The 21,324-nt window shown below is 61.1% G+C and carries 20 protein-coding genes; 13 read left to right on the top strand and 7 right to left on the bottom strand.

What is annotated here, in order from left to right:
• Positions 1-24: 24 nt before the first annotated feature.
• From GGI48_RS30685 to pelG, 5 genes are read left to right on the top strand one after another with little or no spacing between them, the layout of a single operon-like run.
• Positions 25-546, top strand: a complete 522-nt coding sequence (locus GGI48_RS30685) for a hypothetical protein (RefSeq protein ID WP_016963198.1) — start codon at positions 25-27, stop codon at positions 544-546.
• A gap of 5 nt (positions 547-551) precedes the next feature.
• The gene (locus GGI48_RS30680; RefSeq protein WP_179601759.1) at positions 552-1,922 is read left to right on the top strand and encodes a PelD GGDEF domain-containing protein; all 1,371 of its coding nucleotides are present in this window, start codon (positions 552-554) and stop codon (positions 1,920-1,922) included.
• On the top strand, positions 1,900-2,889 hold the full coding sequence (locus GGI48_RS30675) for a tetratricopeptide repeat protein (protein WP_016963200.1): 990 nt from the start codon (positions 1,900-1,902) through the stop codon (positions 2,887-2,889). The genes GGI48_RS30680 and GGI48_RS30675 overlap by 23 nt, the downstream gene beginning before the upstream one ends.
• Positions 2,886-4,418: a GT4 family glycosyltransferase PelF gene (pelF, locus tag GGI48_RS30670; RefSeq protein ID WP_179601757.1), complete on the top strand. Its 1,533-nt coding sequence runs from the start codon at positions 2,886-2,888 to the stop codon at positions 4,416-4,418. The genes GGI48_RS30675 and pelF overlap by 4 nt, the downstream gene beginning before the upstream one ends.
• Complete coding sequence (pelG, locus tag GGI48_RS30665; protein WP_016963202.1) at positions 4,419-5,789, top strand: exopolysaccharide Pel transporter PelG; 1,371 nt, start codon at positions 4,419-4,421, stop codon at positions 5,787-5,789. It abuts the gene before it with no gap.
• An 82-nt stretch (positions 5,790-5,871) separates the two neighbouring features.
• Here the strand turns inward: pelG and GGI48_RS30660 are convergent, their stop codons facing one another.
• Positions 5,872-6,639 carry a substrate-binding periplasmic protein gene (locus tag GGI48_RS30660; protein WP_179601755.1) on the bottom strand — a complete coding sequence of 256 codons (768 nt, stop codon included), beginning with the start codon at positions 6,637-6,639 and terminating at the stop codon, positions 5,872-5,874.
• Positions 6,640-7,038: 399 nt separating this feature from the next.
• Here GGI48_RS30660 and GGI48_RS30655 point away from each other — a divergent pair, with 399 nt between their 5' ends.
• The 6 genes from GGI48_RS30655 to GGI48_RS31295 all read left to right on the top strand — a co-directional run bounded on the left by GGI48_RS30655 (position 7,039) and on the right by GGI48_RS31295 (position 12,041).
• Positions 7,039-8,730 carry a SulP family inorganic anion transporter gene (locus tag GGI48_RS30655; RefSeq protein ID WP_179601753.1) on the top strand — a complete coding sequence of 564 codons (1,692 nt, stop codon included), beginning with the start codon at positions 7,039-7,041 and terminating at the stop codon, positions 8,728-8,730.
• A 256-nt stretch (positions 8,731-8,986) separates the two neighbouring features.
• Positions 8,987-9,847 (top strand): RNA ligase family protein, encoded by an 861-nt coding sequence (locus tag GGI48_RS30650; RefSeq protein ID WP_179601751.1) that lies wholly within the window; start codon positions 8,987-8,989, stop codon positions 9,845-9,847.
• Positions 9,848-9,861: 14 nt separating this feature from the next.
• The gene (locus tag GGI48_RS30645; RefSeq protein ID WP_179601749.1) at positions 9,862-11,007 is read left to right on the top strand and encodes an AAA family ATPase; all 1,146 of its coding nucleotides are present in this window, start codon (positions 9,862-9,864) and stop codon (positions 11,005-11,007) included.
• A 73-nt stretch (positions 11,008-11,080) separates the two neighbouring features.
• Complete coding sequence (locus tag GGI48_RS30640; protein WP_179601747.1) at positions 11,081-11,479, top strand: hypothetical protein; 399 nt, start codon at positions 11,081-11,083, stop codon at positions 11,477-11,479.
• Positions 11,480-11,529: 50 nt separating this feature from the next.
• The gene (locus tag GGI48_RS31300; RefSeq protein ID WP_260620578.1) at positions 11,530-11,778 is read left to right on the top strand and encodes an Imm15 family immunity protein; all 249 of its coding nucleotides are present in this window, start codon (positions 11,530-11,532) and stop codon (positions 11,776-11,778) included.
• Positions 11,779-11,819: 41 nt separating this feature from the next.
• Positions 11,820-12,041 carry a hypothetical protein gene (locus GGI48_RS31295; RefSeq protein WP_260620577.1) on the top strand — a complete coding sequence of 74 codons (222 nt, stop codon included), beginning with the start codon at positions 11,820-11,822 and terminating at the stop codon, positions 12,039-12,041.
• Between the two features lie 85 nt (positions 12,042-12,126).
• Here the strand turns inward: GGI48_RS31295 and GGI48_RS30630 are convergent, their stop codons facing one another.
• The 3 genes from GGI48_RS30630 to GGI48_RS30620 all read right to left on the bottom strand — a co-directional run bounded on the left by GGI48_RS30630 (position 12,127) and on the right by GGI48_RS30620 (position 15,364).
• Positions 12,127-13,386, bottom strand: a complete 1,260-nt coding sequence (locus GGI48_RS30630; RefSeq protein WP_179601745.1) for a cation:dicarboxylate symporter family transporter — start codon at positions 13,384-13,386, stop codon at positions 12,127-12,129.
• A 93-nt stretch (positions 13,387-13,479) separates the two neighbouring features.
• Positions 13,480-14,688, bottom strand: coding sequence for a pyridoxal phosphate-dependent aminotransferase (locus tag GGI48_RS30625; protein ID WP_179601743.1), 1,209 nt, complete (start codon positions 14,686-14,688; stop codon positions 13,480-13,482).
• 10 nt (positions 14,689-14,698) lie between these two features.
• Positions 14,699-15,364: an RraA family protein gene (locus GGI48_RS30620; RefSeq protein WP_047305258.1), complete on the bottom strand. Its 666-nt coding sequence runs from the start codon at positions 15,362-15,364 to the stop codon at positions 14,699-14,701.
• 127 nt (positions 15,365-15,491) lie between these two features.
• Between GGI48_RS30620 and GGI48_RS30615 the strand changes: the two genes are divergently transcribed.
• The gene (locus GGI48_RS30615; protein ID WP_179601741.1) at positions 15,492-16,400 is read left to right on the top strand and encodes a LysR family transcriptional regulator; all 909 of its coding nucleotides are present in this window, start codon (positions 15,492-15,494) and stop codon (positions 16,398-16,400) included.
• A gap of 332 nt (positions 16,401-16,732) precedes the next feature.
• On the opposite strand, the gene GGI48_RS30610 is transcribed toward GGI48_RS30615, so the two are convergent.
• The 3 genes from GGI48_RS30610 to GGI48_RS30600 form a co-directional block, all read right to left on the bottom strand.
• On the bottom strand, positions 16,733-16,927 hold the full coding sequence (locus tag GGI48_RS30610) for a hypothetical protein (RefSeq protein WP_179601739.1): 195 nt from the start codon (positions 16,925-16,927) through the stop codon (positions 16,733-16,735).
• Complete coding sequence (locus GGI48_RS30605; protein WP_179601737.1) at positions 16,924-18,363, bottom strand: efflux transporter outer membrane subunit; 1,440 nt, start codon at positions 18,361-18,363, stop codon at positions 16,924-16,926. Before GGI48_RS30605 ends, GGI48_RS30610 begins: the two co-directional genes overlap by 4 nt.
• A 62-nt stretch (positions 18,364-18,425) precedes the next feature.
• Positions 18,426-19,241 (bottom strand): helix-turn-helix transcriptional regulator, encoded by an 816-nt coding sequence (locus tag GGI48_RS30600; RefSeq protein ID WP_179601734.1) that lies wholly within the window; start codon positions 19,239-19,241, stop codon positions 18,426-18,428.
• 323 nt (positions 19,242-19,564) lie between these two features.
• Here GGI48_RS30600 and GGI48_RS30595 point away from each other — a divergent pair, with 323 nt between their 5' ends.
• The gene (locus GGI48_RS30595; RefSeq protein WP_179601732.1) at positions 19,565-21,262 is read left to right on the top strand and encodes a cyclic peptide export ABC transporter; all 1,698 of its coding nucleotides are present in this window, start codon (positions 19,565-19,567) and stop codon (positions 21,260-21,262) included.
• The last annotated feature ends 62 nt before the right edge of the window (positions 21,263-21,324 follow it).

Here is a 21,324-nt window from a genome sequence, read left to right as displayed (position 1 = left end):
GGAATTCAAAGAGGAGTGAACCTTATGCAATCCCTTCGTTGCGTGAGTCTGGCGATGGCCGCCGTGCTGATGGCCGGGTGCACCAGCTTTACCGGTCAAAGCAGCCCGGAACTGTCGAAAAATGCCCGCTGGGGCGTGTTGCCGCTGGTCAACTATTCGCAGACGCCCCAGGCCGGCGAGCGCAGTGAGCAGATCCTGCTCAGCGTGCTCAGCAGCCGCGGCCTGCAACCCCAGGTCTACAGCGGCGCGCCGGGGCAGGGCGAGCAGGCCCTGCTGGACGATAGCGAGCGCCTGGCCGGGGCCATGGACTGGGCCCGCGAGCAGAAGCTCGACTATGTGGTGTCCGGCAGTGTCGAAGAGTGGCAGTACAAGAATGGCCTGGACGGCGAACCGGCGGTGGGCATCAGCCTGCGGGTGGTCGAGGCGGGCACGGGCAAAGTGCTGTGGAGCCACAGCGGCGCCCGCGCCGGCTGGTCACGCGAGAGCCTGGCCGGTGCGGCGCAGAAGGTCCTCGACAAACTGGTCGGCGGCCTGCGGATCGAGTGACGGCCATGAACTCTCCACACATGGACTACGCGCTGGCGCCCCGAGCCAGCGGGCCGGCGTCATGGCTGGAAACCTTCCTGGTGACCGCCCTGGTGATCGGCGTCGGCCTGTGGCTGGCGCCCCAGGATCCGCTGCAGGTGCAGGGCGAGTTTCCCTGGTCGGTGCTGGCGCCGCTGTTGCTGGGGGTGCGCTACGGGTTTGTCCGCGGCCTGATCAGCGCCAGCCTGCTGGTGGCGGCGTTTTTCGTCCTGCGGCAGAACGGGCTGCCGGGCTACGCGCAGATCGCGCCGTCCTACATCGTTGGCGTGCTGGTCTGCGGCATGCTGGTGGGCGAGGTGCGCGACCTGTGGGAGCGGCGCCTGCTGCGCTTGCAGATGGCCAACGAGTATCGCCAGTACCGGCTCGACGACTTCACCCGGGCCCATCAGATTCTGCGGGTGTCCCACGATCGCCTGGAGCAGCGCCTGGCCGGCAGCGACCAGAGCCTGCGCAGCTCGTTACTGGGCCTGCGTGAGCGGCTGCGGGCGGCGCCCAATGGCGACGATGCCCTGACCCTGCTGGCCGAGCCGGTGCTGACCCTGCTGGGCCAGTACGGTTCGCTGCGGGTGGCCGGGCTGTACCGGGTGCAACAGACCGCCAACGCGGCGCCCCAGCTGAGCCTGCTGGCCTCCATCGGCACCATGCCCACCCTGGACGACAAGGACCTGCTGGTGCGCCTGTGCCTGGAGCGCGCGGAACTGGTGAGTGTGCGCGAAGAGCTGCTCGACAGCGGCGGACAAGCCGCGGTGTCGTCGTTGCAGGCCTGCATCCCGCTGGTGGACACCCAGGGGCAGGTGCTGGCGGTGCTGGCGGTGCGGCAGATGCCGTTCTTTGCCTTCCAGGAGCGCACCCTCAGCCTGCTGGCCCTGCTGGCCGGGCACATCGCCGACTTGCTGCAGGCCGATTCCCAGGTGCTGCAACTGCAGGACGCCGACAGTCAGCAGTTCACCCGCCAGCTCAAGCGTTCGTTGGTGGATGTCGAGCGCCACGGCCTGTCCGGCTGCCTCTATGCCTTCGAACTGACCCAGCCCAACGATGAACTGACGCGGCTGTTCGAACGCAGCCAGCGCGGGCTGGACTTGCACCTGAGCCTGGTCAACAACCGCGGGCACGGGCTGCTGCTGGTGCTCCTGCCGCTGACCAGCAGCGAGGGCGCCCAAGGCTATCTGACGCGCCTGGGCAAGCTGGTGCACGAGCACTTCGGCATGAGCGTGGAACTGGCGAGCCTGGGGGTCAAGGTGCTGCCTTATGACCTGGAGTCGGCCCGGCAACGGGATGGACTGCGTAACTTTCTGTACAACGAGTGTGGCCTGAATGATCAGCAAGTGGCTGTTTAGCGGAGCGCTGTTTTTCGAGGTCGGGAGCTGGGCCAGCCTGACGGCGCAGTTGCCCGACCTGCAGGTCGCGCTGCTGTATGCAATGAGTCATGCCATCGCCTGCGGCCTGCTGACGGCGGCGGTCTGGCTGCTGTTGCCGGCGCGTTATCGGCGGCCGTTGCCGTGGAGCCCGCTGTTCATCTTCAGCCTGGCGTTCTTCGTTCCGCTGCTGGGCTCGGTGGGGGTGATCGCGGCGATCTTTCCGGCCTTGTACCTGCCGCGCAAGCGCGAGGTGCAGATGTGGCAGGCGGTGGGCATTCCCGACCTGCCGTTTCGCGCCCAGACCCAACTGCATTCGCCGACCTTCGGCGACAGTGGCTTGCAGGATGTGCTGCGCCACGCCCCGGACCCCGACCAGCGCCTGGCGGCGTTGCTCGCCACCCGCAGGATGCCGGGCAAGGAAGCGGTGCCGATTCTCAAGCTGGCCCTGGGCGACCCCAGCGACGATGTGCGCCTGCTGGCGTATTCGATGCTCGACAAACAGGAAACCGACATCAACCAGCGGATTCAGGCGTCGCTGGAACAGTTGCCCGGCGCCGCGCCGAAGAAGGCCGGCGCCTTGCACGCGACCCTGGCGCGCTGGTACTGGGAGCTGGCTTACCTGGGCCTGGCCCAGGGCAGCGTGCAGCAGCACGTGCTAGGGCAAGCCGGTGAGCATGCCGAGCAGGCGCTGGAGGCGGGAGAGGGCGGCGAGTTGCTGTTGCTGGCCGGGCGTATCGCCCTTGAGCGGGGCGACATCGGCAAGGCGCGACTGCATATGCACCAGGCCCAGGAAGCGGGCATGGACCCGGCCAAGGTCTTGCCGTTTCGGGCCGAGATCGCCTTTGAAACCGGCAACTATTCAGAGATTCCCGCGCTGCTCAAAAGCTTGCCGCCGCAGATGCAACAACGTCCGCCCTTTGCCGGGCTGGTAAGGACCTGGACATGAAAAACGCCGTCGACCCAACCCCCATTGCCGATGTCTGCCTGCTGCTCGAAGGCACCTGGCCCTATGTGCGCGGCGGTGTCTCCAGCTGGATCCACCAGATGATCCTCGGCCTGCCGCAGCTGACCTTTTCCGTGCTGTTCATTGGCGGCCAGCGCGAAGCCTACGGCCAGCGCCGCTATGAGATCCCGGCCAACGTGGTGCACATCGAAGAAGTGTATCTGGAGGAGGCCTGGCGCAATCCCAAGCACAAGCGGGTCGCCCACACGGCGTCCCTGGAGGAATTGAGCAACCTGTACCGTTACCTGCACAACCCGGAGAAACCGCCCGCCGAGCTGGGCATTGGCGTGCTCGATTCCCTGGCCCAGGCGCGGATCACCCTGGACGACGTGCTCTACAGTCGCCCCAGCTGGGAGGCGCTGACCGAAGGCTACGAGCAGCATTGCGCCGATCCGTCCTTCGTCAACTATTTCTGGACCCTGCGCACCATGCAGTCGCCGCTGCTGATGCTGGCCGCCGCAGCCCGGCGCATGCCGCGGGCCCGGGTCCTGCATTCGATTTCCACCGGTTACGCCGGGCTGGTGGGCTGCATTCTCAAGCAGCTGTGGGGCTGCCGGTTCCTGCTCAGCGAGCACGGGATCTACACCAAGGAACGCAAGATCGACCTGGCCCAGGCCAGCTGGATCGCGGAAAGCAGCAACCAGGCGCTCAACGACAGCATGGACAGTGGTTCCGGCTACATCCGCATGCTCTGGGTGCGCTTTTTCGAACGCATCGGTCATCTGGTCTACGAGAGCGCCGACCAGATCATTGCCCTGTACGACGGCAACCGCCAGCGGCAGATCAAGGACGGCGCGCCGCCGGAGCGCACCCAGGTGATTCCCAACGGCATCAACCTGCAACTCTGGACCCAGGCCTATGAGTCCCGTGCCGCCGGCATCGCGCCGGTGGTCGGGCTGATCGGCCGGGTGGTGCCGATCAAGGACGTGAAGACCTTCCTGCGGGCCATGCGCGGCGTGGTCAGTGTGATGCCCCAGGTGGAAGGCTGGATTGTCGGCCCGGAAGAGGAAGACCCCGAGTACGTCGCCGAGTGTCGCAGCCTGGTGGCCAGTCTCGGCCTGGAGCAGAAGGTGCTGTTCCTCGGCTTCCAGAAGATCCAGGACATCCTGCCGCAGCTGGGCCTGATGGTGCTGACCTCCATCAGCGAGGCCCAGCCTTTGGTGATTCTCGAAGCCTGGGCCGCCGGCACGCCGGTGGTCAGCAGCGACGTCGGCTCCTGCCGGGAACTGATCGAGGGCGGCGAAGCGGCCGACCGCGATCTGGGGCTGGCCGGGGAGGTGGTGGCGATCGCCGATCCCCAGGCCACGTCCCAGGCGATCATCGATCTGCTGCGCAGCCCGCAACGCTGGCAAGCCGCCCAGGCCGCCGGCCTGGCGCGGGTACACCGCTACTACAGCGAAACCCTGATGATCGAGCGCTATCGCACGCTGTATGACACCGCCATGGGCGCCCCACGCAAGGAGGCTGTGTAAATGGCCGGCATCGGTTTCGAACTGCGCAAGATTCTGTCCCGCGACTCCTACACCGCGACCCTGCATGCCTATGTCTACGCCGGCCTGATCAGTTCCGGGCCCTGGGTGCTGTCGATTCTCAGCGTGATGCTGGTGGGGGTCATCAGCCTCGGGCTGGTGGTGCCGGAGGTGCTGATCCGGCAGTTTCTGATCACCGTGACCTACCTGATGGCCACCTCGCTGATCCTCACCGGCGGCTTGCAGCTGTTTTTCACCCGTTTCGTCTCCGACCGCCTGTTCGAGCGCAAGTACGAGCACATCCTGCCGAACCTGGTGGGGGTGCTGTTGCTGGTGACCCTGGGCTCGGGCGTGCTGGGCATCCTGCTGCTGGTGACCCTGTTCGACCAGCCGCTGATCTACCGCCTGATGACCCTGGCCAACTTCGTGGTGCTGTGCAACCTGTGGCTGGTGATCATCTTCCTCTCGGGGATGAAGGCCTATAACCGCATCCTGCTGGTGATGCTGGCGGGCTACGCACTGATGGTCGGCAGCGCGTTCTTCCTGCGGCACATGGGCATGGAAGGGCTGCTGCTGGCGCTGTTGCTGGGGCACAGCTCGCTGCTGTTCCTGTTCCTGTACGACATCCTGCGCGAGTACCGCGCGGAAAAGCTGGTGGCCTTTGATTTTCTCGACCGCCGCCAGGTGTTTGTCAGCCTGCTGCTGACCGGGCTTTGCTACAACCTGGGGATCTGGATCGACAAGTTCATCTTCTGGTTCAACCCGGACACCTCCAGCCAGGTGATCGGACCGCTGCGCGCTTCGATCCTGTATGACCTGCCGATCTTCCTCGCCTACCTGGCGATCATTCCCGGCATGGCGGTGTTCCTGGTGCGGATCGAAACCGACTTCGCCGAGTGGTACGACCGGCTGTTTCGCGCGGTGCGCGACGGCGAAACCCTGCAGCACATCGGTTCGCTGAAAGCCGAGATGACCTTCTCGATCCGCCAGGGCCTGCTGGAAATCTGCAAGGTCCAGGGGCTGACGGTGGTCCTGCTGTTTCTCTTCGGGCCGCGCCTGCTGGAATGGCTGGGGATGTCCAGCTACTACCTGCCGCTGTTCTACATCGACCTGATCGGGGTGAGCATCCAGGTGGTGTTCATGGCCATCCTCAACGTGTTTTTCTACCTCGACAAACGGGCGATCGTGCTGGAGCTGTGCCTGTTCTTCGTCGCCCTCAACGCCGGGTTGACCCTGCTCAGCCTGCACCTGGGGCCGAGCTACTTCGGCTATGGCTTTACCCTGTCGCTGCTGATCTGCGTGCTGCTGGGGCTGGCGCGGTTGTCGACGGCGCTGGATGACCTGGAGTACGAGACGTTCATGCTCTCGCGTTGAGGGGCATCGGCCAGCGCGTGCTGCGGACCGGGACGCCGGCTGTGCCAACGCGCCCCGGGTTCTGCGCAGTACAGGGGGCCGCTCAGGGAGCGTCGAGGTAGGATTTTCGCATTCTCTCCAGCGTGCCGTCCTTGCGCAGCTCCTCGACCGCCGCGCGCAGCTTGCGCACCAGTGTCGCATTGCAGTTTCTGGAGCAGGCCAGGTACAGATCGGTGCTCATGAAGACCGGACTGACCTGCAACGGCTGAGTCGACACCTTGCGCCAGATGCTCTGGGTTTCGGGAATGCCGTTGAACCAGGCGTCGACCCGTCCCATCAGCAGCAGTTGCGCCGGGTTCTCGCCAATTTCAAACGGATAGATCTGCTTGTCGGCAAAGCCTTCAGCCCGAAGCTTCTGCTCTTGGGCACTGCCCCGGCCAACGGCGATCCGAGCAAAGGTGTCCCGTGCCTGCTGCAGGGTTTCGACGCGCGTGTGCAGGCTGAAGAAGGCTCTGTCCATGGTCATGATGGGCGCGATCCAGGTGTAATCGGCTTCTCTTTCCGGCGTGCGCGACAGCGGAATGATCAGCTTGTCGACGCCTTTGCGCACGCTTTGCTGGGCTCGTGCCCAGGGCACTTCGATAAAATGCAGCGTATAACCGGCCCGGATCGCCGCTTCCGACGTCGCATCACCGACGATGCCATGCAGACCGGTCTGGTCCAGCATCGATAAAGGCGGCGCCTCGGCGATGTACAGGTCGAAGCCAAGGGGTTCTGCGCCAGACACCGAGGGCACCCAGGCCATCAGCGCGAGCAGCGGCGTCAGGATCAGCGCCCCCCACTGGCGCAACGATTGACTCACATGAGTCATGGCAGTAACTCAACAGACAGTGGCATTTCATGCTCTCGGATTAACGCTGCGTATTCGACACCGACAAAGACCGACCGCAACGACCTGCAAAACGTGCCGCCAAGATTAGAGGGTTATGTGCAGAGATGGATGGATTTGACCGATTATTTTGACCGCTGATTGCCATCACGGTTCAGGGCTGGCGCAACCGGTGACGTTGAACAGCGGTGGGCACCGGCCCACAAGCGCCAGCGGGTTGCCCATGGCCAATCATCTGGGTGAATCGACGCAAAAGCTGCTCCAGCTCATGGCGCCAAGTGGCCCGATTCGCTTGAATACGCGCCCGCGTCGCCGGGCCAAACAAGAGGGCCGCCAGAGCGCGGCCAAAGAATAAAACGGATTATTTCGAAAGGACCCGGCATGTCGTTATCCCGCTGTCTATCTGGCCTGTCCAACTTGCTGCACTACCGCCGTGAATGGTTTCGCGCCGACCTGCGGGCCGGGTTGTCCGTGGCGGCTATCCAGATCCCGATTGCCATCGCCTATGCGCAGATTGTCGGCCTGCCGCCGCAGTACGGGCTCTACGCCTGTGTGCTGCCGATGATCGTCTATGCCTTGGTCGGCAGCTCGCGGCAGTTGATGGTAGGCCCCGATGCCGCCACTTGCGCCATGCTCGGCGGGGCCGTGGCGCCTTTGGCCATGGGCGACCTGCAGCGTACCGTCGAGTTGTCGATGATCGTCACCGTGCTGGTGGGCCTGATGCTGATCGCCGCCGGGATCGCCCGGGCGGGTTTTATCGCCAGCTTCTTCTCGCGGCCGATCCTCATCGGCTACCTCAACGGCATCGGTCTGAGCCTGATCGCCGGGCAAATGGGCAAGGTGGTGGGTTTCAAGATCGAAGGCGACGGCTTCATTCTGGGGCTGGCGGACTTTCTCCAGCGGCTGGGGGAGATCCATGGCCTGACCCTGGCCGTTGGCCTGGCCAGCCTGGGCCTGTTGATCTGGCTGCCGCGACGCTACCCGCGGCTGCCGGCAGCGCTGCTGACGGTGGCGCTGTTCACCTTGCTGGCCGGGCTATTGGGCTTCGACCGCCTCGGGGTGGCGATCCTCGGTCATGTGCCGGCCGGGATTCCCGAGTTGTCCTGGCCCAAGACCAGCCTGGAGGAAAGCAAGAGCCTGCTGCGCGACGCGCTGGGCATCGCCACCGTGAGTTTCTGCAGCGCCATGCTCACGGCCCGCAGCTTCGCCGCGCGCCATGGCTACGCGATCAACGCCAACCATGAATTCATCGCCCTGGGCCTGAGCAACCTGGCGGCCGGTGCCTCCCAGGGCTTTGCCATCAGCGGCGCGGATTCGCGTACCGCGGTCAACGACATGGCCGGAGGCAAGAGCCAGTTGGTGGGCATCATCGCGGCCCTGGCGATTGCGCTGATTCTGCTGTTTTTCACCGCGCCCATGGCGTGGATTCCGCAGCCGGCCCTGGGCGCGGTGCTGTTGATGGCGGGCTGGGGCTTGCTCGACGTCAAGTCCCTGAAGCAGATCTACCGTCTCAGCCGCTTCGAGTTCTGGCTGTGCCTGCTGACCACCGTCAGCGTGCTGGGCCTGGGGGTGCTGCCGGGCATCATCTTCGCCGTGACCCTGGCCATCCTGCGCCTGCTGTACAGCATCTACCAACCCACCGACGCGGTGCTGGGCTGGATGCCGGGCATCGAAGGCCAGGTGGACATCCGCCAGTACCCGCAAGCGCACACCGTGCCCGGCCTGGTGGTGTATCGCTTCGACGACGCGATCCTGTTCTTCAACGCCGACTACTTCAAGATGCGCCTGCTGGACACCGTGCAGCGCGAGAGCCAGCCCGAGGTGGTGCTGTTCAATGCCGAGGCGGTGACCGATATCGATGTCAGCGGCATCGCGGTGCTGCGGGAAATCCGCGAAACCCTGGCCGCCCAGGGCATCTACTTCGCGATCGCCCGTGCCCGCGGTACTTTCCTGACGATGCTGGAACGCTCGGGGATGACCCGGGAAATGGACGGCCAGTTGCTGTTCAGTTCGGTGCGTTCGGGGATCAGGGCCTACCGCATATGGCGCAACAGCATGCGCGGCAAGCCATGAGGCGAAGCGGGGCGCGGGGCGAGGAGCAGCTCCGGTGCTTGACCGGATGCCGCTATCTGCTGTTGAATGCGCGCCCTGAAGCCTCTGCAACCTTTTCTCCAAGTGGTGAAGCCAGTGCCCTACGCCAGCCAACACGCCTGATACCGACGACGGTCCATCCTGCCTGATGGCTGCCCGTGCCTATGCGCGGCGGCGCTTGATTGCCATGCCTGCCTGATCCTGTCGTTGGTTTTTCTCTGTTTTCGAGGACAAACCCATGCACATGGATATTCGTGCCACTGCGCACAACCTGGAACTGCTCAAATACCCCCGCACGCCCCATCTGCAAGGCTCGCGCCTGCAAGATGGCGACACTGACACTGGCCAGGTGCGCTATGCCGCCCTGGCCGGGCAGTGGCTGGTGGTGGAAGAAAAACTCGATGGTGCCAACGCCGGCATCAGCTTCAGCGCAGGCGGCGAGTTGCGCCTGCAATCTCGCGGTCACTACCTCACTGGCGGTGGGCGCGAGCGCCAGTTCAATCTGTTCAAGCAATGGGCCGTGGCTCACGAACACTGGTTGCTGGAGCGCCTGGAAGATCGCTTCGTGCTGTATGGCGAATGGCTGCACAAGAAACACTCGGTGTTCTACGACCGCTTGCCACATTACTTCTGCGAGTTCGATGTGTGGGACCGCGCCACCGGGCTGTTCCTCTCCACCGCTGCGCGCCGGCGCCTGCTAGAAGGTGGGCCGGTGCTGTCGGTGCCGGTGCTGTACGAAGGCCCGGCGCCGCGCCGGCATGCCGAGCTGCTGGCGCTGGTGGGCGATTCGCTGGCCAAGACCGCGCGCTGGCGCGAGGTGTTCGAGCAAGTGGTGCGCCGCGAAGGCCTCGACCTGGCCCGTGCCTGGCGCCAGTGCGACCGCTCCAGTCGCATGGAAGGCCTGTACCTGAAGCTCGAGGACGAGCAGCAGACCCTCGGCCGACTCAAGTGGGTACGCCAGGACTTCGTCCAGGCCATCCTCGATGCCGACCAGCACCATGCCAACCAACCCTTCATCCCCAATCAGCTGGCCGACGGCGTCGACCTCTATGCCCCGCGCCTGTCCATGGACTGGCAGGGCCCACGCCACGGCTACTGAAGGAGCATCCCGATATGGACATTCGACAACTGCAACAACTGGTCCCCGAGCCGGGGCGCGATATGGACGTCGCCGCCTGCCTGGCGGCTATTCCGGCCCTGGCGCGCCTGGCCGAGACACCGCAAGACCCGACCTACCACGCCGAAGGCGATGTGTGGATTCATACCCGCCTGGTGGTCGAAGCCTTGCTGGCGCAATCCGCCTACCAGCAGGCCAGCGCCGAGCAGCGCTTTGTGCTGTTCTTCGCCGCCCTGTTGCACGATATCGCCAAGCCCGACACCACGGTGATCGACCCGGATACCGGGCGGATCGGCCAGCCCGGTCACTCGCGCCGGGGCGCAGTGGACGCGCGGCTGCTGTTGTGGCGCGCCGGCGTGCCTTTCGAGCTGCGCGAGCAGATTTGCCGCATCATCGCCGTGCACCAGGTGCCGTTCTTCGCTCTGCAGGGTGATCGCAGCGGCCGCAGCGCCGAGTTCCTGTTGCACAAACTGTCCTGGGAACTGCCGCTGTGGATGCTCTGTGCCGTGGCCGAGGCCGATATGCAGGGGCGCCACTACGCCGGCAAGGCCGATGTGCTGGATGCCATCGAGCTGTGGCGCGAACTGGCGCAGGAGGAGGGCTGCCTGCACGGACCACGGGCCTTTGCTGACGACTACACACGCATTCAGTACCTGCGAGGCGCCCGGGTACACCCCGACTACCCGCTGCACGCGCCGCAGGGTTCCTCAGTGGTGATGCTCTCGGGCCTGCCGGCCAGCGGCAAGGACACCTGGGCCGCACAGCATCACCCGGAGCTGCCGGTGGTGTCGTTCGACGACGCCCGCCAAGCCCTGGGCCTGCGCCACGGACAGAACGAAGGCGCCGCTGCGCACTACGCCATCGACCGGGCCAAGGCCTTGCTGCGCGAGCACAGACCCTTTGTCTGGAACTCCACGCACCTGTCGGCGCAGATGCGCAGCCGCACCCTGGACTTGCTCTATGGTTACGGCGCCGAGGTGGAAATTCTTTACCTGGAGCGGCCCGAGGACGAGATCATGCGGCGCAACCAGAAGCGCGACACCTCGCTGCGCAACGATGATATCCGCCGCATGCTGTTCAAGTGGGAAGTGCCGCTGCCGACCGAGGCGCATCGGGTGGTTTATCAGGCGGTGGAGGGGTGAGCGCTCCTGGGGGACATGGCGACGCCAGGCATGAAGCGTTTCAAATTCGCGGATGTTCAAAAGGAAAATGAATATGTCAGAAACTGCAGCCAAAATAAGTGATGTATTGCAAGCCTTTCATCGTTTTGAAGATGGGTTGCTATTGTCGTTTGAGTTTAGTTATGCACCAGGCGAGCGACTCGCGGCACAACTTTTATTTCATGCCAGAGATCATCGGCTTGATGGAAATGTTTGGAAGAAGGTTAAAGTGGTTGTCCGCGGTGTTGAAGAGCTGAGTGCAAAAGTTAGTGGGTATCAATTCAATTCAATTTGCTCGGGGGTTCGGTTGTTGAAAATTGACGAGTATTGGTGTGTCGATATTGATGGGAATTACCCTTTGGATGCTGATCCAGCATCGATTGATGAAATACGCCAGGATGGGGACCTATATGTTATGGGTCGTGACATTGAGGTTTATGAGCTTGAAGCTTAGGCGATCCTCGTGAAAGTAGTGGTAGCCAAGTAATGGAGTACTCCCTGGAAATGAAGCTGACAGACCTCTATAACAAGGTAATCAGTAAAGAATCGTATAATGATATGCGCGTATTCTTTGAGGATTATGAAAGCTTTGAAGAGATTCCGCTTGTATCAAGATATAGCCGCTTAAAGCACTTGATGAATGAGATGAGCCGCAACGGAGTTTCTGATTTCCTGACTGGGCTCGCCTTGTTTGTTTTAAATACTTTAAGGCTCTTGGAGATTTCAAGAGATAAGGATATTTTTTTGCCGTAAGTTTTACAGATTTTGCAGGATTGGAAGAGCAAGGCGTTCTCATGCCTAATATATTTATTTACACAAAACCAGCCTCAGTCGGTTTTTTGGAAGAAGTACGAAAAAATGATAGGGGGCTTGCGTCTAAGGAAATGAAGGAAGTAAAGAAACGTTTTTCTAGTTGTGGGGCAGAAACTGCTTTTGATTTTTATGAGAGTAGGTTTTATGACGCCGCTTGTGCTGAGGAAATTGTCAGGGTCTTTGCTGTACCCAGGACTTTTTGAGAGTACAGGGTGCGTCAGCTAATCCGATTCGATGGTGAAGCACTAGGCACTTAATGTTGCCAGTGCCTAGGCAGGGCTTTTACGCTCAGGCCGGCGTTGCCTTCAGACAATGCGCAGCGCGCCCCTCCCATTTCGCGATGACCAATGGAGCCAATGCGTTGCCCAACACATTCAGGGCGGTTGTCGGCATCTCCATGAGTCGGTAAACCCCGGCGATGAATGCAATACCCTCAAGTGGCAGTCCCGCACTGGCGAGCGTGGCTGACAAAATAACGAACATGAACCCTGGGACGCCTGCCGCCCCTTTTGAAGTCAGCACCATGGTGACCACAAGCAAAGCTTGGTCGCCGAAGCTCAGATCGATGCCGTAAAGCTGTGCGACGAACAAAGTGCCAATGCCGAGGAACAGCGAAGCGCCGTCGAGGTTGAACGAGTAGCCCACTGGAACTACGAAGCTGACCAGAGAGGGTGGCACACCATAGGTTTCAAGCTTCTTCATGAGCTGCGGCATTACCGCCGCCGAACTGGCGCTCGAAAAAGCGAGAATCAATTCATCCTTGATATGACGCATCAGCGCGAACAGATTAATCCCACAGAATCGTGCTACCAGGTTCAGTACGACGAGGACGAAGAAGGCAATCGCCACGTAGCTCACCATGATCAGCTTGGCCAAGGGCAGGAGTGAGCTAAAACCAAAGTTGGCCACGGTCACGGAGATCATTCCGAATACGCCGATGGGCGAGTAGGCCATGATCATCGATGTGACCTTGAACATGGCTTCCGACACGCCACGCAGTAGCGCAATGACCGGTTCCTTGCGTTCGTTGGTCAGTTTGGAAACGCCGAGGCCAAACATCACGGCAAAAAACAGCACTGAGAGCAGGCTGCCCTGTGCCATGGCATTGATCACATTGTCGGGGATGATTCCGACGATGATCTGCCCAAGCCCATGACCGGCTGCGTTACTGGTTGGCAGAGTGATGGCGGCGGCTTTGAGGCTTGCCAGATCGGTGCCGGCCCCAGGCTTGAGAAGGTTGCCAATCACAAGACCGACGATGATTGCCAGCGTCGTAATGCTGAAGAAATAGCTCAGTGATTTGATCCCGATACGGCCCAGGGATTTGCCGTCACCGTGACCGGCGATACCGACCACCATGCAAGAAAACACGATGGGGACGACGATCATTTTCATTAGCTTGATGAAAATGTCGCCCGCCGGTTGCAGGAGGTTGTCGACCAGCCACGGACGGGACTCGGGAAAGCGGTGCAACAGGGCGCCGATGGCGATGCCGGCCAGCAGGCCAATCATGATTTGCCATACCAGCGCGATACGGGGCTTGTGCATGGGGATGCCTCATTTGATGACAATGATTATGAGTGTTGTTCTAGGCAGTCAGTGAGCAGCCGTCCGCTGGCTGTCGGGTGTTGCGATGAGCCGTCAGCGCAATCGTTGGCACGCGTCTTTGAGTCGACGGCAACCTTCTTCGATGACATCCAGGGAGCTGGCGAATGACAGGCGTATGTACGGCGACATGCCATACGCCGCACCGCTGACCGTGGCCAGTCCGTGCTCCTTGAGCAGGTAGGAGACCAACTGCGAATCACTGTCTATGCGCTCTCCACTTTCAGCGGTTTTACCTATGAGTCCGCTGACGTTGGCAAACACATAAAAGGCGCCGTCCGGCGGGGTGAAGCTCAACCCGTCAATGGGGCCTAGCAACGCCAGCATGTGGTCTCGGCGTTGTTGGTACACCTCGCGCATTTCGGCAATGGGTGCCTGGTCCCCGGCAAACGCTGCCACGGCTGCAGCCTGGCTCACCGAACTGGGGCATGTCGTGGTCTGAGAAAGCAATTTTCCGATGGCCGCGATCAGCCAGGCGGGGCCTGCGCCGAAGCCGATTCTCCAACCGGTCATGGCGTAGCCCTTGGACGCGCCATTGACAATCAGCGTGCGCGGCTTGAGATCCGGAGCGAGTCTGGTCAGCGACACATGCACGGCGTCGCCGTAGACAAATTGTTCGTAAATTTCGTCGGCCATGATCAGAAGGTGAGGGTGCCTGCGCAGCACCGCCGCCAGAGCCAGCAATTCGGTTTCGTTGTAGACCGCGCCACTCGGGTTGTTTGGGGTATTTAAAATGACCCATTTGCTGCGTGGTGTGATCGCTTGCTCCAATGCTTCGGGCGACAGCTTGAAGCCGTTGCTTTCGTCACCAGGAATGATCACCGGCGTGGCGTCGTTCAGTCGGGCGATATCCGGGTATGAAACCCAGTAGGGCGTGTGCACGATGACTTCATCGCCAAGGTTCAGGGTCGCAGCCAGGGCGTGATAGATGATGTGCTTGCCACCGCAACCGGCAATCACTTCGTCAGCGGCATAGTGCAATCCATTGTCGCGCTCAAGCTTGAGGCAAATTGCCTGGCGCAAAGCCAGTGTTCCATTGGTCGCGGTGTAATGCGTGTCACCGCTGTGCATCGCGGCGCTGGCGGCACGAAGAATATGTTCGGGGGTATCGAAGTCCGGCTCGCCCAAGGTGAAGTTGACGATGTCCCGGCCCTGGGCGCGCAACTCGGTCACTAAAGCGTTGGCGGCAATACTCGGCGAAGGCTCAATGCCCAACACCCGATAAGACAAAAAAGCAGTGCTCATGATGTTCTCCTCAATCGGCCAGGCCGGCCTGTTGCAAGACCTTGTCCATCCAGCTTTGGCGAACAGCACCGGTGGCGATTTCGGCTTTTACCTCTTCTTCATGGGCTGCGTGTTGCGCGGCGCGGCGAAGTATCTCGGCAGCATCAGCCTGGGAGAACGCCACAAGACCGTCCTCGTCGCCGACCAGCAGATCACCTGGCTGAACCAGCATGCCGCCGATTGAAACTGCTACGTTGATCTCTCCGGGCCCGGTTTTGTAAGGGCCGCAGTGCACGACGCTTCGAGCGTAGCAAGGGGTATCGGCAAAGCTGGCAACATCACGAATCGCGCCGTCGATAACGAAGCCGACACAACCTCGTTGCTGGGCGTAAAGCTTCACCAGCTCGCCAATCACCGCGTTGTTGACATCGCCTTGGGCATCCACCACCAGTACGTGACCTGGTTGCAACATGCTCATGGCTTTGTAGATCAGCAGGTTGTCGCCGGGACGGGTTTTGACGGTGAGGGCGGTGCCCACCAGTTTGCCGCTGCTGTTATAGCGAGTCAGGCCGCGGGCGCCGATGTGTCGGCCGAGGTTGTCACTGATGTGCGGCGTGACGACGTGGGCAAAAGCCTCGAGCACTTCGGCTGCTGCCAGCGGCGGATTGGGGAAAATGCGTGAACCGGGCAAGGACATGACTGATCTCCTGAGATTGGACTGGCAGCCGATTTGGGCTGTGGTTCGATCTTAGGAGCGATAAACAAACAGTTTTAGCGATATTTTATTATGGAGTAGCATCGCTTTTTTTCATGTAGAAAAGTCGATGATCACCTTCAAGCAGATTGACGCGTTGTACTGGATTGCCGAACTGGGGAGCTTCGAAGCGGCAGCGAACAAGCTGAACATGTCGCAATCGGCTATTTCCAAGCGCATCCAGGAACTGGAAGAAACCTTCGATGTGGAGATTTTCGACCGCAGTAAGCGCAACGCGAGATTGACCGAAAAGGGCGGTGAACTGCTGGATTACGCCAAGGATTTGCTCGAGCGCCGCGATTATCTGCTTGAACGGGTCAGCGCCCGGGAGGTACTGGTAAGACGCTTTCGATTGGGTGTCACGGAACTTACGGCATTAACCTGGTTACCCGCGCTCGTCGATGCGTTGCGCCAGACTTATCCAAAAGTACAGATCGAGCCATCGGTGGAGCTGAGCAGTGAGTTGTTTCGAAAACTGGAAAACGACCAACTCGACCTGGTCATCGTGCCGGACGTGTTCAACGATGCCCGGTTCGTCAGTACGCCACTTCAAAGCGTCGAGAACGCCTGGATGTGTGCTCCAAGCCTGATAGCTGATCCGGATCCTGTGAGCCTTGAAGTCCTGGCCGGGTTCACAGTGCTGACCCAGGGGTCCCAGTCAGGCACAGGCCTGGTCTATGAACGATGGCTGGCAGCTCATGACGTGCAAATGCCCAAGACCCTCACCAGTCACAACTTGCTGGTGCAGGTTGGTCTGACATTGTCCGGAGTGGGCGTAAGTTATCTGCCCAAAGCCTGTCTTTCTCATCTGATCGAGCGCGGAGCGTTGCGCGCATTGGTCACAAAGCCAGGATTGCCGAGAATTCGCTATGCGGCGCTTCATCGTACCGATCGCCAATTTGGCCTGAATCAGAATGTGGCGCAGTTGGCAGTGGAGTGCTGTGATTTTTCACAACTATTGCTGTTAGCATTCTGGTAGCTGCGCACGGTGTTGGCCGCGGTACCGGCGGCGATGAACGCGTCTGCGGCGGCACGGGTGCTGGCGGCCAGTTCCGCCAACACTAAAGGCGAGGAGGGCATCGCTATCGGCTCTGTCAGTTTCATCTCGCTCAACGTTGCAATAGGTTCGGATAACCTGTGCTCATCAGACCCAACATAGCCAGATGCAGCAAAAGCGGTATCCATGATTGTGACTAGCCGATTTCGATCAACCAGGGCTACTACAGATTGGCTGTTGGATCGTTCACTCTCGGTCGATAACGGGCCACCTAATGCCTTCTGCTGCCCGTCGGCCATAGCCCTTTACAATCATTACTTTTGAGGAGCGCTTGCCAGCTTCAGGTTGGTGGCGATGTAAAACCCCTGCACCCTGCGTTTTTTCTCTTCGTGCTCACACAGCACCAGTGCGGAGTGGGGAAATGGCGCCGCCCCCTGTGACGATTTGACCAGCATCCTTTTGCCCCCCGAGCGCAGGCGCACATATTGCCCGGGCTCGAAGGTGCTCATGGCCGCGTCTCGGCAGCGGCCAGTCGGGTCGGTTCCCCCCATGCGCCGCCGAGGGCGGTGTACAGGTTGACTTCGGCGATCAGCTGCGCCAAACGGTCGGTAATCAACCCCTGCTGCGACGAAAACAACGAGCGCTGTGCGTCGAGGAACACCAGGTTGCTGTCCACGCCCTGGCGATAGCGGCGTTGAGCGAGGTTGTAATAGGTCTGGTCGGCCTGCACCAGATCGCGTTGGGCGTTCAGTTGGTCGTTGTAAGTCTGGCGTGCCGCCAGGCCGTTGGACACTTCCTGGAAGGCGGTCTGGATGGCTTTCTCGTACTGGGCCACGCCAATGTCTTTTTGCAGTTTGGCGTAGTCGAGGCTGGCGCGCAGGCTGCCGGCGTTGAAGATCGGCAGGTTGATCTGCGGCTGGAATGTCCAGCTGCCGGAGCCGCCCTTGAACAGGCTCGACAGTTGCGAACTGGACGCGCCGGCGTTGGCGGTCAGGCTGACACTGGGAAAGAACGCTGCGCGGGCCGCACCAATGTTGGCATTGGCGGATTTGAGCTGGTATTCGGCTTGCAGAATGTCGGGCCGGCGTTGCAGCAGGTCCGACGGCAGGCCGGCGGGCACCTGGGCGATCAGGTTGCTCGACAGCGGCAGGCTCGGCAGGGATTCCGGCAGTGCGGTGCCAACCAGCAGCGTCAGGCTATTGCGGTCCTGGGCCACCAGTCGCTCATAGCGCGCAAGGTTGGCGCGGGCGTTTTCGACACTGGTTTGCGCCTGGGCGGCATCCAGCGATGACGCGGTACCCACCTGCAGGCTGCGGGTCGTCAGACGCAGGCTTTCCTCATAAGAGGCGAGGGTCTGGCGTGTCAGCGCGAGTAATTCCTGGTCGGCACGCCAGGTCAGGTACGCATTGGCCACGCTGGCGACCAGGCTCAGTTCGGCACTGCGCTGCGCTTGCTCGGTGGCCAGGTACGCTTGCATCGCCTGCTCGCTGAGGCTGCGGATGCGGCCAAAGAAATCCAGCTCATAGGCACTGATGCCCAGGTTCGCGGAGTACGTCGAAGTGATCGCCGCCTTACCGGTCTTGGTAATGCTCGCCGGCACCCGCTGGCGGGTGCCGCCTGCCGTCGCCGAGACCGCCGGGAACAGGTCGGCGCGCTGGATCTGGTACTGCGCGCGGTACGCCTCGACATTCAGCGCCGCCACACGCAGGTCGCGGTTCTCGGTGAGAGCGGTCTGGATCAACTGCCGCAAGGCGGGGTCATGGAACAACGTGCGCCAGCCCTGGCGGGCAACGTCTTCGCTGACGCTACCTGCAGCGCCAGCATAGGCTGGGCCTTGCGGGTATTGCGTGGTCACCGGAGCTGCCGGTTGCCGGTAGTCAGGGATCAGTGAGCACCCGCTCAGTGCCACTGCAACCGCCACCGCAGAGAAAGCAAACTTGTTCATTGGCCAGCCTCATGCAAAGGGAAAAACGGGTTGCAGCGCAGTAACCCGTTTCTTGAATGTCGTTAGGTGCCGACCGTCCACTTGGTCAATCCGTGTCGGCCGCTGACCCCAAGCTTTGCTGTCGCACGCTTGAGATAGGTTTCGATAGAGCTGTTCTTGAGACGTAATTTCTCGGCTATTTCCGGCACGGTTCCGCCGTTGAGCAAGCCAAGGCAAACTTCCTGTTCGCGGGTTGAGAGCGTGACATCGCACAGCGACAGACGTTTTTGAAACTCACGATGAATGTGCGACGGTTCGGTGTCGCTGAGCGGGGGCGCCATCCAGCTGCCCATTTTGCGCAACGCACTTTGGCGGCTGAACTGGGCATAGCTTTCAATCAATGGCAGCAAGGCTTCGGAGAGGTTTTTCAGCAGCGACAATTCACTCAAGGAAAAATCCTTCTGCGTATGGGACCGATACAGCGTCACCACGCAGCGCCGGCTGCCATCGCGCGATACCAGGGTGCACTCGTGCGCCGCAACGCGTGACGCCTTGCCCGCTGCCCCTTTGGTTCGCGTATTCAGGCGGATCAGCAACGAGCCCTCCATCTCCTGCACTTCCTTGAGCAGGGGAGGGTTGGCAGTGGCGCTGTTCGCTTGTTGGACGGGGATGTCGGCGGGGTTGCCGGCCGTGCCCAGAGGCTTGATATCGATCAGGCTATTGTTTGACTTGTCCAGGGTCCACTCGCTGAGTGTCAACGCCGTGACCGGCAGGAGCTTGGCGATCAGCTTGAGCATATTGAGTGCGAAGTGATCCTGGTCGGTACTGGAAACCAATTCGCCGAGTACGAAATAGAAGTGCGGGCTGTCCGCAATTTGCATGCTGCTCGTCATTTCCATAGTCCAATCATCCTTGATGGCGCTGTTCTTTTAAGAGGTGGGTGAGCGATCAGAGCAGCCACCTTTTACTCCTGAGGGGTCCGGCTCGGGACCGTATTAGGCCCATTCATGCTGCGCCGGTCTGCAATGGAAAGAGGGGACATTCGCAGGGGCCATCCGCCCCGGTGGTGTGTATTTGTCTCGGTCCGCGTTTTGTACAGGCTTTCGGGGACAGCCGAATTTGTGCCAATCCGTACACTTGGCGGCGCCGGCAACAGGGCCGGTAGCAGCGGCCTTGTCTGGCGGGCCATGCGCGGTCTTGCGTGTATTTGAGGAGTTGGTCCATGAACAAAAAGCATGAGAAGCCGCCCAAGCCGGGCTCGGTCTTGCGCCTGCTTTGGCAAAATCATCCCTGGCTGGCGTTCTTTTCCCTGGTCACCGGCATCGTCAGTGGTGTGGCGGCGATCGCGGTGGTCAACGTGGTCAACCAGGCTATTTACGAGCAGGGATCGCGCTTGCACCTGCTGTATTGGTTTATTGGCTTGAGCGTGGTGGCGCTGGCGTTTCGTAACGGCGCGACCTTGTTTCCCGCTTACGCCAACATGAAGCTGATGACGCGCCTGCGCATCGCGCTGTGCCAGAAAATCCTCTCGTCGCCCCTTGAAGAAGTCGATCGGCGCGGCCCACCCAATGTGCTGACACTGTTGACCACTGACATTCCGCAACTCAACGCCACCTTGTTGGTGATGCCGGTGATGTTGGTGGAAGCCACGGTATTCATGTTCGGCCTGGCCTACCTGGCCTACCTGTCATGGACGGTGTTTGCGTTGACGCTGTCGCTATTGGTGCTGGGCGCCATGTTGTATGTGTTTCTGTTCCTTGGCGGGGTGAAGTTCACTGGTCGTGTGCGTGATGAGTTCACCGCCTTCAACGAGCATACCCACGGTCTGGTCTTTGGCCTCAAGGAGCTCAAGCTCAACGGCATCCGTCGGCGCTGGTTTGGCCGTTCGGCGATCAAGGAATCGTCGACGCGGGTAGCGCGTTTCAACTTCATCGAGCACCTGTGGTACCTCGGCGCGGAAAACATGGGGCTGGTCACTCAGTCCTTGTTGATTGGCAGCCTGGTGTTTGCCTTGCCGCTGCTGACCGTCACCGACAGCCAGGTGCTGACCGCCAGCGTCCTGACCGTGATGTACATCCTCGGGCCGCTGGGCCTGTTGATCAGCACCATGCCGGTGGTAGCGCAGGGCCGGATTGCGATCACCCGCCTGGCCGATTTCGGCTTCCTGATCAATGAGCACCATGCCGAGCAAGGCGAGCCGGAAACCAGCAATGTCCTGCGCCTTGAGCACAAAAAGCACTGGCAGGAAATCACCCTCAAAGGCGTGGTGATGAACTACCGCGGTGCCGACGCCGAGAGCGGTTTTGCCCTCGGGCCGGTTGACCTGACCATCAACAGCGGTGAGCTGATCTACATCATTGGTGGCAATGGCTGCGGCAAAAGTACCCTGGTCAAGGCATTGTGCGGGTTGTACGTGCCTCAGTCCGGGCAGATTCTGCTGGATGGCGTTGCCGTCACTGATGACAACCGCAGCGATTACCGCGATCTGTTTTCCGCAGTGTTCAGCGACTTTCATCTGTTCAACCGGTTGATTGGTCCGGAAGGCGAAGAGGTCAACCCGGACCTGGCGCAAAAGTACCTCGGCGCCCTGGGCTTGGCCGACAAGATCAAGATCGAAGGGTTGGGTTATTCCACGACCAAAGAGCTGTCCTACGGCCAACAAAAACGCCTGGCCCTGGTGTGTGCCTACATGGAAGACCGCCCGGTGTATGTGCTTGACGAGTGGGCGGCAGACCAGGATCCACCCTTCAAACGCTTCTTCTATGAAGAGTTGCTGCCGGAACTCAAACGCCGCGGCAAGACCATTCTGATCATCACCCATGATGATCAATACTTCCAGTTGGCCGATCGTGTGATCAAGCTGCTGGATGGCCATATCGTCTCCGATGTAAGCCTCGTCGCCCAGGATCGCCGCGCCTGATTCAAGCGTTGGCGCAAGCCGTCTTTTTGCACGACACCGGTAGCCTTCAAGGCGATCGGTCT

Source organism: Pseudomonas protegens, from assembly GCF_013407925.2.
Taxonomy (GTDB): domain Bacteria; phylum Pseudomonadota; class Gammaproteobacteria; order Pseudomonadales; family Pseudomonadaceae; genus Aquipseudomonas; species Aquipseudomonas fluorescens_AP.
Note: the sequence above shows the minus strand (reverse complement) of the source record. Positions and strands in the feature narration are given on the sequence as shown.

Excerpts from the sequence above, each read along its gene's own strand:
- GGI48_RS30610 (WP_179601739.1), bottom strand. The coding sequence starts at position 16,927 with ATGAGCACCTTCGAGCCCGGGCAATATGTGCGCCTGCGCTCGGGGGGC.
- GGI48_RS30625 (WP_179601743.1), bottom strand. The coding sequence starts at position 14,688 with ATGAGCACTGCTTTTTTGTCTTATCGGGTGTTGGGCATTGAGCCTTCG.
- GGI48_RS30630 (WP_179601745.1), bottom strand. The coding sequence starts at position 13,386 with ATGCACAAGCCCCGTATCGCGCTGGTATGGCAAATCATGATTGGCCTG.
- GGI48_RS30600 (WP_179601734.1), bottom strand. The coding sequence starts at position 19,241 with ATGGAAATGACGAGCAGCATGCAAATTGCGGACAGCCCGCACTTCTAT.
- GGI48_RS30650 (WP_179601751.1), top strand. The coding sequence starts at position 8,987 with ATGCACATGGATATTCGTGCCACTGCGCACAACCTGGAACTGCTCAAA.
- GGI48_RS30660 (WP_179601755.1), bottom strand. The coding sequence starts at position 6,639 with ATGACTCATGTGAGTCAATCGTTGCGCCAGTGGGGGGCGCTGATCCTG.
- GGI48_RS31295 (WP_260620577.1), top strand. The coding sequence starts at position 11,820 with ATGCCTAATATATTTATTTACACAAAACCAGCCTCAGTCGGTTTTTTG.
- GGI48_RS30685 (WP_016963198.1), top strand. The coding sequence starts at position 25 with ATGCAATCCCTTCGTTGCGTGAGTCTGGCGATGGCCGCCGTGCTGATG.
- GGI48_RS30620 (WP_047305258.1), bottom strand. The coding sequence starts at position 15,364 with ATGTCCTTGCCCGGTTCACGCATTTTCCCCAATCCGCCGCTGGCAGCA.
- GGI48_RS30605 (WP_179601737.1), bottom strand. The coding sequence starts at position 18,363 with ATGAACAAGTTTGCTTTCTCTGCGGTGGCGGTTGCAGTGGCACTGAGC.
- GGI48_RS30655 (WP_179601753.1), top strand. The coding sequence starts at position 7,039 with ATGTCGTTATCCCGCTGTCTATCTGGCCTGTCCAACTTGCTGCACTAC.
- GGI48_RS30615 (WP_179601741.1), top strand. The coding sequence starts at position 15,492 with ATGATCACCTTCAAGCAGATTGACGCGTTGTACTGGATTGCCGAACTG.
- GGI48_RS30675 (WP_016963200.1), top strand. The coding sequence starts at position 1,900 with ATGATCAGCAAGTGGCTGTTTAGCGGAGCGCTGTTTTTCGAGGTCGGG.
- pelG (WP_016963202.1), top strand. The coding sequence starts at position 4,419 with ATGGCCGGCATCGGTTTCGAACTGCGCAAGATTCTGTCCCGCGACTCC.
- GGI48_RS30595 (WP_179601732.1), top strand. The coding sequence starts at position 19,565 with ATGAACAAAAAGCATGAGAAGCCGCCCAAGCCGGGCTCGGTCTTGCGC.
- GGI48_RS30645 (WP_179601749.1), top strand. The coding sequence starts at position 9,862 with ATGGACATTCGACAACTGCAACAACTGGTCCCCGAGCCGGGGCGCGAT.
- GGI48_RS30640 (WP_179601747.1), top strand. The coding sequence starts at position 11,081 with ATGTCAGAAACTGCAGCCAAAATAAGTGATGTATTGCAAGCCTTTCAT.
- pelF (WP_179601757.1), top strand. The coding sequence starts at position 2,886 with ATGAAAAACGCCGTCGACCCAACCCCCATTGCCGATGTCTGCCTGCTG.
- GGI48_RS31300 (WP_260620578.1), top strand. The coding sequence starts at position 11,530 with ATGAAGCTGACAGACCTCTATAACAAGGTAATCAGTAAAGAATCGTAT.
- GGI48_RS30680 (WP_179601759.1), top strand. The coding sequence starts at position 552 with ATGAACTCTCCACACATGGACTACGCGCTGGCGCCCCGAGCCAGCGGG.